The following is a 7,557-nucleotide window of genomic DNA, read 5'->3' on the forward strand; positions in this document are numbered from 1 at the left end:
GCCGGCGACGAAATCGTCCGGATAAAGAGTATTGAAAAACAGGGGGATATAAATCGTGCGCATGTTCGGGCTGATTGACCGGCGAACGCTGCAGCGAGCCAACCGGCTATGGCTCCACTACGGGGTATTCTGGCTCGGAGCGATCTCCGTCGGCCTCGTCGCCGTGCTCTACGCGAAGCTGATCGATTTCGGCTATGGCCTGTTCCTGCGTTACGCCGCCGCGCACTTCTGGTTGCCTCTGCTTGTAGCGCCCGCCACGGGTGCCGTCACGGTCTGGCTCACGCGGCGCTTCTTTGACGGCTCGGAAGGCAGCGGTATCCCGCAGGTCATCGCCATGCTTCACGGGCCGGACGAACTCGGCCCGCAGCTGCTCACGGTGCGGATCCTCGTCGGCAAGATCTTCATCTCCTTTCTGGCCATTCTTGGCGGATTCACGATCGGCCGCGAAGGACCCACCATTCACGTCGGCGCCGCCCTCATGTTCAGCCTGAGGCGTTTCTACCCCCGGCGTTTCCTTGCAATCCGCCCGGGCGTGCTGGAACGCAGGCTCGCGCTCGCGGGTGCGGCTGCAGGCCTGTCCGCTGCATTCAATGCGCCGCTCGCGGGCGTGATGTTCGCCATCGAGGAACTCATGCGCAGCTTCGAGCAGCGCACGAGCGGCGTGCTGATCACGGCCATTATCTTTGCCGGCGTCGTCTCTCTGGGGCTTCAAGGCAACTATGTGTACTTCGGCACGATCGATATCGGCTCAGGGCTACCGCAATGGCTTAGCCTCGCCGTCGTACTCATTGGCGTGATTGCGGGCGCGCTTGGCGGCTGCTTTTGCTGGCTGCTGCTCAACACGAGGCGCTGGATGCCCAAACCGCTGCTCGAACTGCGCGGGAAGCGGCCCGTGCTGTTCGGCGCCTTCAGCGGCCTCGTCATCGCGGTCGTTGGCGTGCTGGCGCATGGCCACACTTTCGGCAGCGGCTATGCCGAAGCACGCAGCATGCTCGAGGGTACGGCGCACGTCAGCGCGGCATACCCGGTCCTGAAGATGGTATCGATGGTGGGATCGTACCTGCCTGGTGCGCCGGGCGGCCTGTTCGCCCCTTCGCTCGCGATCGGGTCGGGCATCGGCAATACGGTGCACATGGTGTTCTCGCAGATGCAGCTCCCGATGCTCATCGCGCTCGGCATGGTCGGCTACCTCGCGGCGGTCACGCAGAGTCCGATTACGGCGTTCGTGATTGTCATCGAGATGATCAACGGGCACGCGCTCGTCATTTCATTGATGGCCACGGCGCTCATCGCGAGCCGTGTCTCGCGCCTGTTCGCGCCACCCCTGTACGAAGCGCTCGCGCAGCGTTACCTGCGGGAGCCGTAAGGTAAATGCCGGCGCCGCGCCGGCCCTGATTTCAACGGGAACGACATGAAAATTGCGGACAAGCTCGAGAGGCGCCTGCTGGGCATGGCACACGTGCTGTGTCTCATCGCCCTCGTCGGGGCCGTGCTGGCCATGATTGCGCTGATGTTCGCACTCGCAGTTCCGGGAAAGACTGCTGTCACCGCAGATCCGCCGCTGAGTGCCAGCGAAGTGCTCTCGTCGATACCGGGTTCGGAAGCGGCGAACGACGCCCTGTCAAATGACAGCGCGAACGGCAGCTACCCCACGGTGAACGTGCCTGGCGCCGCGGGATTCCTGATTCCCGCTCCGTTGCGTACCGTATTGAGTCAGGACAATGCGAGTCAGCCGCTGCTCGAGGCATGGCTGGCCAGCGTACCCCTGGCCGACCGGCAGCAGTTTCTGGACGAGCTCTCCGACATCGTCGCACGGGCAACCCGGCATGCGGCAAGCTGGGAATGGGACAATCGCGAACGGTATGTCGCGGCGGCCATGAACCAGTACGCCCGGGTCAAGATCGAGCGCATTGGCGACGCCCAAAGCGCCATGCAGGCCGCGCGCGGCAGAAGCGAACAGCTCGGGTCGTCGCTGGGAACGCTCCTCGCACTGGCAGGCTTCCTCGTCCTGCTGTTGCTGCTGACCGCGATCGAGCGCAATACGCGCAACAGTGCAGGTGAGCGACGGGCGTGACCGCCGCGCTGCCGCGGCAACGCTGATACGGCGCGAGTCCATGAACTCCCTCCAGATGGCCCAGGTTTTCGTCGCGCCTCAAGGTGTCCCGTATTCTGCACACATTTAACGTCGGCGCTACACTCGAGCGGTTGTCGAAGGGCCGTGCCCACGGGCCTGCGCTTTAGCCCGTCCATTAGGCGGGCCACGCGGAACAGCCGGCGCGCGAACGCTTCGATTGCACTATCGAGAACGACAAATCCTCACTTCCGGAGAGCCGCTCCATGACGACATTAACAATCAACGGAGAAACGCATACCGTCGATGCGCCGCCCGACATGCCGCTGCTCTGGGTCCTGCGCGACATCGTCGGCCTCACGGGCACGAAGTTCGGCTGTGGCATTGCACAGTGCGGCGCATGCACGGTGCATCTCGACGGCGAGGCCGCGCGCTCGTGCGTGCTGCCCGTCGCCGCCGTTGCGGGCCGCAAGATCACTACCATCGAGGCCATTGGCGCAACGCCCGCTGGACAGAAAGTGCAGAAGGCCTGGCGCGAGATCGACGTCGTGCAGTGCGGCTACTGTCAATCGGGGCAGGTAATGTCGGCGGCAGCACTCATCGCCGCGAATCCGAACCCGAGCGACGCGGATATCGACGCCGCCATGGCGGGCAATATCTGCCGCTGCGGTACCTATGCGCGCATTCGCGCCGCCATCAAGCAAGCCGCGAAGGAGGCGTGACATGTCACAGGGTCTCCTCGATGCGCAAAACGGCGCGCCGCAACGCAGGCAGCATGTCACTGCGAGCGGCCCATTCTCGCGCCGCACGTTTCTCAAGCTCGGCGCGGCGGCGGGCGGCGGCCTGCTGCTCGGCATCAGCTTTTCTGCCGGCGCACAGGGCGACAGCCAGACGCGTCGATCGGTCGTGGGCGGCGACGGCAACGAAGCCCCGCAAGACGGCGTGTTCGAGCCGAACGCGTTCGTGCAGATCGACCGCTCGGGCAAGGTCACGCTGATCGTCCCGAAGGTGGAGATGGGGCAAGGCGTCTACACCTCGATTCCGATGCTGATCGCGGAAGAACTCGAAGTGCCGCTCGATAGCGTCACGATCGATCACGCGCCGCCCAATGCGAAGCTCTTCACCGACCCGCTGCTGGGCGGTCAGCTCACGGGCGGCTCGACGTCGATTCGCTTTGCGTGGCAACCCATGCGCGAAGCGGGCGCCGCCGCGCGCACCGTTCTGATCCAGGCGGCGGCGCAACAGTGGCAGGTCGATCCCGCCACTTGCCATGCCAAAGCGGGCGAGGTGCTGCACGACGCGAGCGGCCGGCGCGTCGCCTACGGCCAGCTCGTCGATGCGGCCGCCCATCTGCCCGTGCCGCAGAAAGTGGCGCTCAAGGACCCGAAGGACTTCACGCTGGTCGGCAAGCCCACCAGGCGCCTGGACTCGCCCGAGAAGGTGGACGGCGCGGCGCTTTTCGGCCTCGACGTGCGCCTGCCGGGGATGGTCTACGCGGCCATCGTGAACTGCCCCGTGTTCGGCGGCACGCTCGCGAAGGTCGACGATACACGCGCGTTGCAGGTTCCCGGCGTCACGCAGGTCGTGAAGATCGACAACGCGGTGGCGGTGATCGGCGCGCATACGTGGGCCGCCAAACGGGGCGCTGCGGCGCTCGTCGTCGAGTGGAACGAAGGCGCGGGCGCGAACGTTTCGATGCAGCAGATCGTCGCCGATCTCGCGAGCGCCTCGCAACGCGAGGGCGCCGTCGCGCGCAAGGACGGCGACGTGCAGCAGGGGTTCGGCACCGCAAAAACGCGCATCGATGCCGTTTATCAGCAGCCGTTCCTTGCGCACGCAACGATGGAGCCGATCAACTGCACGGTCAACGTGCAGCCCGACGGCTGCGAAATCTGGGTGGGCACCCAGGTGCCCACGCGCGCCGTGGATGCGGCCGTTACCGTCACGGGTCTGAAGCCCGAGCAGGTCACGCTGCACAATCACCTGCTTGGCGGTGGCTTCGGGCGGCGGCTCGAAGTCGATGCCATCACCCAGGCGCTCAAGATCGGCAAACAACTCAAGGTGCCGGTGAAGGTGTTCTATACGCGCGAGGAGGACATACAGCACGACATGTACCGGCCGTACTACTACGACCGCATCTCGGCCGGGCTCGACGCGAACGGCAAACCCGTGGCCTGGCAGCATCGCATCACGGGTTCGTCGATTCTCGCGCGTTTTGCGCCCCCTGCCTTCCAGCACGGCGTCGACCCCGACGCCGTGGAAGTTGCCGCCGATCTGCCCTACGACCTGCCGAACCAGTTGATCGAATACGTGCGCCAGGAGCCGCGTGCGGTGCCCACCGCGTTCTGGCGCGGCGTGGGGCCCACGCGCGGCACGTTCGTGGTGGAGAGCTTCATCGACGAACTGGCCGTGGCCGCGAAAACCGATCCGGTCACTTACCGCCGCAATCTGCTCGGCAAATCGCCGCGCGCGCTGGGTGTGCTCGACGTGGCCACACGCGCGGCAAACTGGGGACCGCCCATGCCGAAGGGGCAGGGACGCGGCGTTTCGGTCATGCACGCGTTCGGCAGCTTCATGAGCATGGTGGCAGACGTTACCGTCGACGACGGCGAGGTGCGCGTGGACCGCGTGGTGTGCGCCGTGGATTGCGGCATGGCCGTGAATCCCGAGACCATCGAAGCGCAGATCCAGGGCGGCATCGTGTTCGGCATCACGGCGGCGCTGTGGGGCGAGGTTACGATCGAGCGCGGACGCGTCACGCAAACCAACTTCACCGACTACCGGATGATGCGCATCGACCAGATGCCGCTGATCGAAGTCCATATGGTGAAGAGTGCCGAAGCGCCCGGCGGGATCGGCGAGCCCGGCACCGCGGCGGTCATACCGGCCGTGATGAACGCGATCTACGCGGCAACCGGAAAACGTCTGCGGCATTTGCCCGTGGGCCGCCAGCTCGTGAACGCGGGCGCGTCCGCACAGTCGGCTTGAGGGAGCGAACCATGACGAAGACGATCAACGCATCCCAACGCGCCCGCGGCCTGCGCCGCTTTGCCGGTGCCACGCTCGCGCTCGCAGCATTCGCGTGCGTGAGCGCGCGCCCTGCCCTCGCCGCGAGCGCAGCGGACGCCGCCACGATCCAGCACGGCGCCTACCTCGCCGCCGTGGGCGACTGCGCGGCGTGCCACACCGCGCCGCACGGCAAACCGTTTGCCGGCGGCCTGCCGATGAACACGCCGCTCGGGCGCATCTACTCGACCAACATCACGCCCGACCCGGACACCGGCATAGGCGGTTACACGCAAGCGGACTTCGCGCGCGCCCTGCGCGAGGGCGTCGCGAGAGACGGCCACAACCTCTATCCGGCGATGCCTTATCCCTCGTACGCGAAGGTGCGCGACGAGGACGTCGCCGCGCTCTACGCGTACTTCATGCAAGGCGTGCAGCCGGTCAGGCAGAGCAACCGCGACGCCGACATCAAATGGCCGATGAACATGCGCTGGCCGCTCAAGATCTGGAACGCCGTTTTTCTCGACAAGGGCGCTTATCAGGACAAAGCGGGCAAGGACGTCGCGTGGAACCGCGGCGCGTACCTCGTGCAGGGTCTCGGCCATTGCGGCTCGTGCCACACGCCGCGCGGCGTCGGCTTCAACGAGAAGGCGCTCGACGAAAGCGGCGACGCGTGGCTCACGGGCGCCGCGCTCGACGGCTGGTTCGCCTCGAACCTGACCGGCGCGCACAACACCGGCCTCGGTCGCTGGAGCGAAGCGGAGCTCGCGCAGTTCCTGAAGACGGGCGCAAACCAGCACGCCTCCGCGTTCGGCGCGATGACCGATGTGATCAACAAGAGCACCCAGGCCATGAACGACGCCGACGTCAACGCGATCGCGGTCTACCTGAAGTCGCTGCCGGCGAAGGGCGACGACGGCGGACCGGCGTATGCCTATGATGCGCAGGCGACGAAGGTGTCGCTCTCGCGTCCGGCGAACGATGCGGGTGCGCGCGTCTACACGGCGTACTGCATGCATTGCCACGGCGCCGACGGGCGCGGCTTCGCGCCGATGTTCGCGCCGCTCGCGGGCAATCCGAACGTGCTGGAAAAGGACGCGTCGTCGCTCATCAACGTCACGCTCAACGGTACGGGCGATCTCGTGATCCAGGGCATGCCCGCGCCGTACCCCATGCCCGCTTATGCAGATGTCCTAAGCGACAGGCAGATCGCCGACGTGCTCACGTTCGTGCGTGCGGGCTGGAACAACCAGGCAGGCGGAGTGGGCGCGGCGGAGGTCGCGAAGATGCGCGCGAGGACGCAGGCGTCGCGGTAGGAAGAAGTGTCGAAGCGCTCGCGCCGGCCATGAAGGCAGCCGGCGCGAGCGTTGCAAACGCCTGCAGCGTTAGTGAGCGAGCGGTTGCGTCACGTCCTGGCCGAACCACTGCATGGAGATCTTCTTGAGCGTGCCGTCCTGCTTGAGCGAGGTGAGCGCGTCGTTGATCGCCTTCTCGAACTTCGGATTGCCCTTGCGGAACGGAATGGCCATTTCCTGATCGGCGCCCGGCAACACGGCGCCCGCCCGCAGGGGCAAATTCGACGTCTTGATGATGTACGGCAGCATCAGGCGGTCGTCCATCGTCGCGTCGATGCGCTTCGCGGCCAGGTCGCGCAGCTTCTCGGGCGCGCCGGGATACGTCTGTACGTTGATGCCGGGCACGGCGCGCGCCATCTGGTCATAGTTGGTGCCGAGCGTCACGCCGAGCTTCTTGTCGCCCTTGAATTCGGCGAGCGTCTTGAATTCGCGTTTGTCGTCGGAGCGCTGGATCAATTGCGCGGCCGAGTACGTGTACGGCTGGCTGAAGTCGAGCGCCTGCTGGCGTTGCGGCGTGACGGTCACCTGATTGACGATCACGTCGAACTTGCCGGCCTGCAGCGCGGCAATAATGCCGCTCCACTCAGTGGGAATGAACTCGGGCTTGACCCCGAGCCTGGCCGCCACGGCCTTGGCCACATCCACGTCGAAGCCGACGAGTTCGCCCTTGCTGTCACGGGAATCGAACGGGGGATAGGTGCCCTCCAGGCCGATCTTGAGGACCCCGGCCTGTTTGACCGAATCCAGCAGATCTTCCGCATGGGCGGAAATGGCGGTAAATCCAAGTGCCGATACGGCAAGCGCGCTTGTGAACAGGAGCTTCGTCAACTTCATTCAACCTCTCCTCTTTATGTGGATGTCTGGACTGCTTCGCGATGGCACATCAGCGCCCCCCCGAGGCCGCGTCGCTAGAGAATACTACGATCGGCAGCGCGATCGTAGCCCGCGCAACTGAGGACTTTCCCGCGCTGTGCGGCACGCGAAACGGGGCAAATCGCCTTCGATTCCGGACGCCGCCTGCACTGTAGGGATTCGCTTAACAGCACGTTCACGCGCGGCGCAATCAGCCGGCGCGGGCGTTCATCGCCGTCACGGCCTCCAACGCTGCGCCCACCATCCTGCCCA

The 7,557-nt window shown here is 65.7% G+C and carries 6 protein-coding genes; 5 read left to right on the forward strand and 1 reads right to left on the reverse strand.

Features of this window, described 5'->3' with window-relative positions:
* Window positions 1–61 precede the first annotated feature (61 nt).
* The 5 genes from BHE01S_RS35530 to BHE01S_RS35550 all read left to right on the forward strand — a co-directional run bounded on the left by BHE01S_RS35530 (window position 62) and on the right by BHE01S_RS35550 (window position 6,393).
* Window positions 62–1,366, forward strand: coding sequence for a chloride channel protein (locus BHE01S_RS35530; RefSeq protein WP_407669600.1), 1,305 nt, complete (start codon window positions 62–64; stop codon window positions 1,364–1,366).
* Between the two features lie 45 nt (window positions 1,367–1,411).
* Window positions 1,412–2,074 (forward strand): hypothetical protein, encoded by a 663-nt coding sequence (locus BHE01S_RS35535; protein WP_042273122.1) that lies wholly within the window; start codon window positions 1,412–1,414, stop codon window positions 2,072–2,074.
* Window positions 2,075–2,337: 263 nt separating this feature from the next.
* Window positions 2,338–2,793, forward strand: a complete 456-nt coding sequence (locus tag BHE01S_RS35540; protein ID WP_042273124.1) for a (2Fe-2S)-binding protein — start codon at window positions 2,338–2,340, stop codon at window positions 2,791–2,793.
* Between the two features lies 1 nt (window position 2,794).
* Window positions 2,795–5,059, forward strand: coding sequence for a xanthine dehydrogenase family protein molybdopterin-binding subunit (locus tag BHE01S_RS35545; RefSeq protein ID WP_042273126.1), 2,265 nt, complete (start codon window positions 2,795–2,797; stop codon window positions 5,057–5,059).
* A gap of 11 nt (window positions 5,060–5,070) precedes the next feature.
* Window positions 5,071–6,393 (forward strand): c-type cytochrome, encoded by a 1,323-nt coding sequence (locus BHE01S_RS35550; protein ID WP_042273129.1) that lies wholly within the window; start codon window positions 5,071–5,073, stop codon window positions 6,391–6,393.
* A 69-nt stretch (window positions 6,394–6,462) separates the two neighbouring features.
* Here BHE01S_RS35550 and BHE01S_RS35555 read toward each other — a convergent pair whose 3' ends face one another.
* Complete coding sequence (locus BHE01S_RS35555; protein WP_042273131.1) at window positions 6,463–7,266, reverse strand: transporter substrate-binding domain-containing protein; 804 nt, start codon at window positions 7,264–7,266, stop codon at window positions 6,463–6,465.
* Window positions 7,267–7,557 lie beyond the last annotated feature (291 nt).

This window comes from Paraburkholderia heleia NBRC 101817, from assembly GCF_000739775.1.
GTDB classification, from domain to species: Bacteria; Pseudomonadota; Gammaproteobacteria; order Burkholderiales; family Burkholderiaceae; genus Paraburkholderia; species Paraburkholderia heleia.

Excerpts from the sequence above, each read along its gene's own strand:
- BHE01S_RS35530 (WP_407669600.1), top strand. The coding sequence starts at position 62 with ATGTTCGGGCTGATTGACCGGCGAACGCTGCAGCGAGCCAACCGGCTA.
- BHE01S_RS35535 (WP_042273122.1), top strand. The coding sequence starts at position 1,412 with ATGAAAATTGCGGACAAGCTCGAGAGGCGCCTGCTGGGCATGGCACAC.
- BHE01S_RS35540 (WP_042273124.1), top strand. The coding sequence starts at position 2,338 with ATGACGACATTAACAATCAACGGAGAAACGCATACCGTCGATGCGCCG.
- BHE01S_RS35545 (WP_042273126.1), top strand. The coding sequence starts at position 2,795 with ATGTCACAGGGTCTCCTCGATGCGCAAAACGGCGCGCCGCAACGCAGG.
- BHE01S_RS35550 (WP_042273129.1), top strand. The coding sequence starts at position 5,071 with ATGACGAAGACGATCAACGCATCCCAACGCGCCCGCGGCCTGCGCCGC.
- BHE01S_RS35555 (WP_042273131.1), bottom strand. The coding sequence starts at position 7,266 with ATGAAGTTGACGAAGCTCCTGTTCACAAGCGCGCTTGCCGTATCGGCA.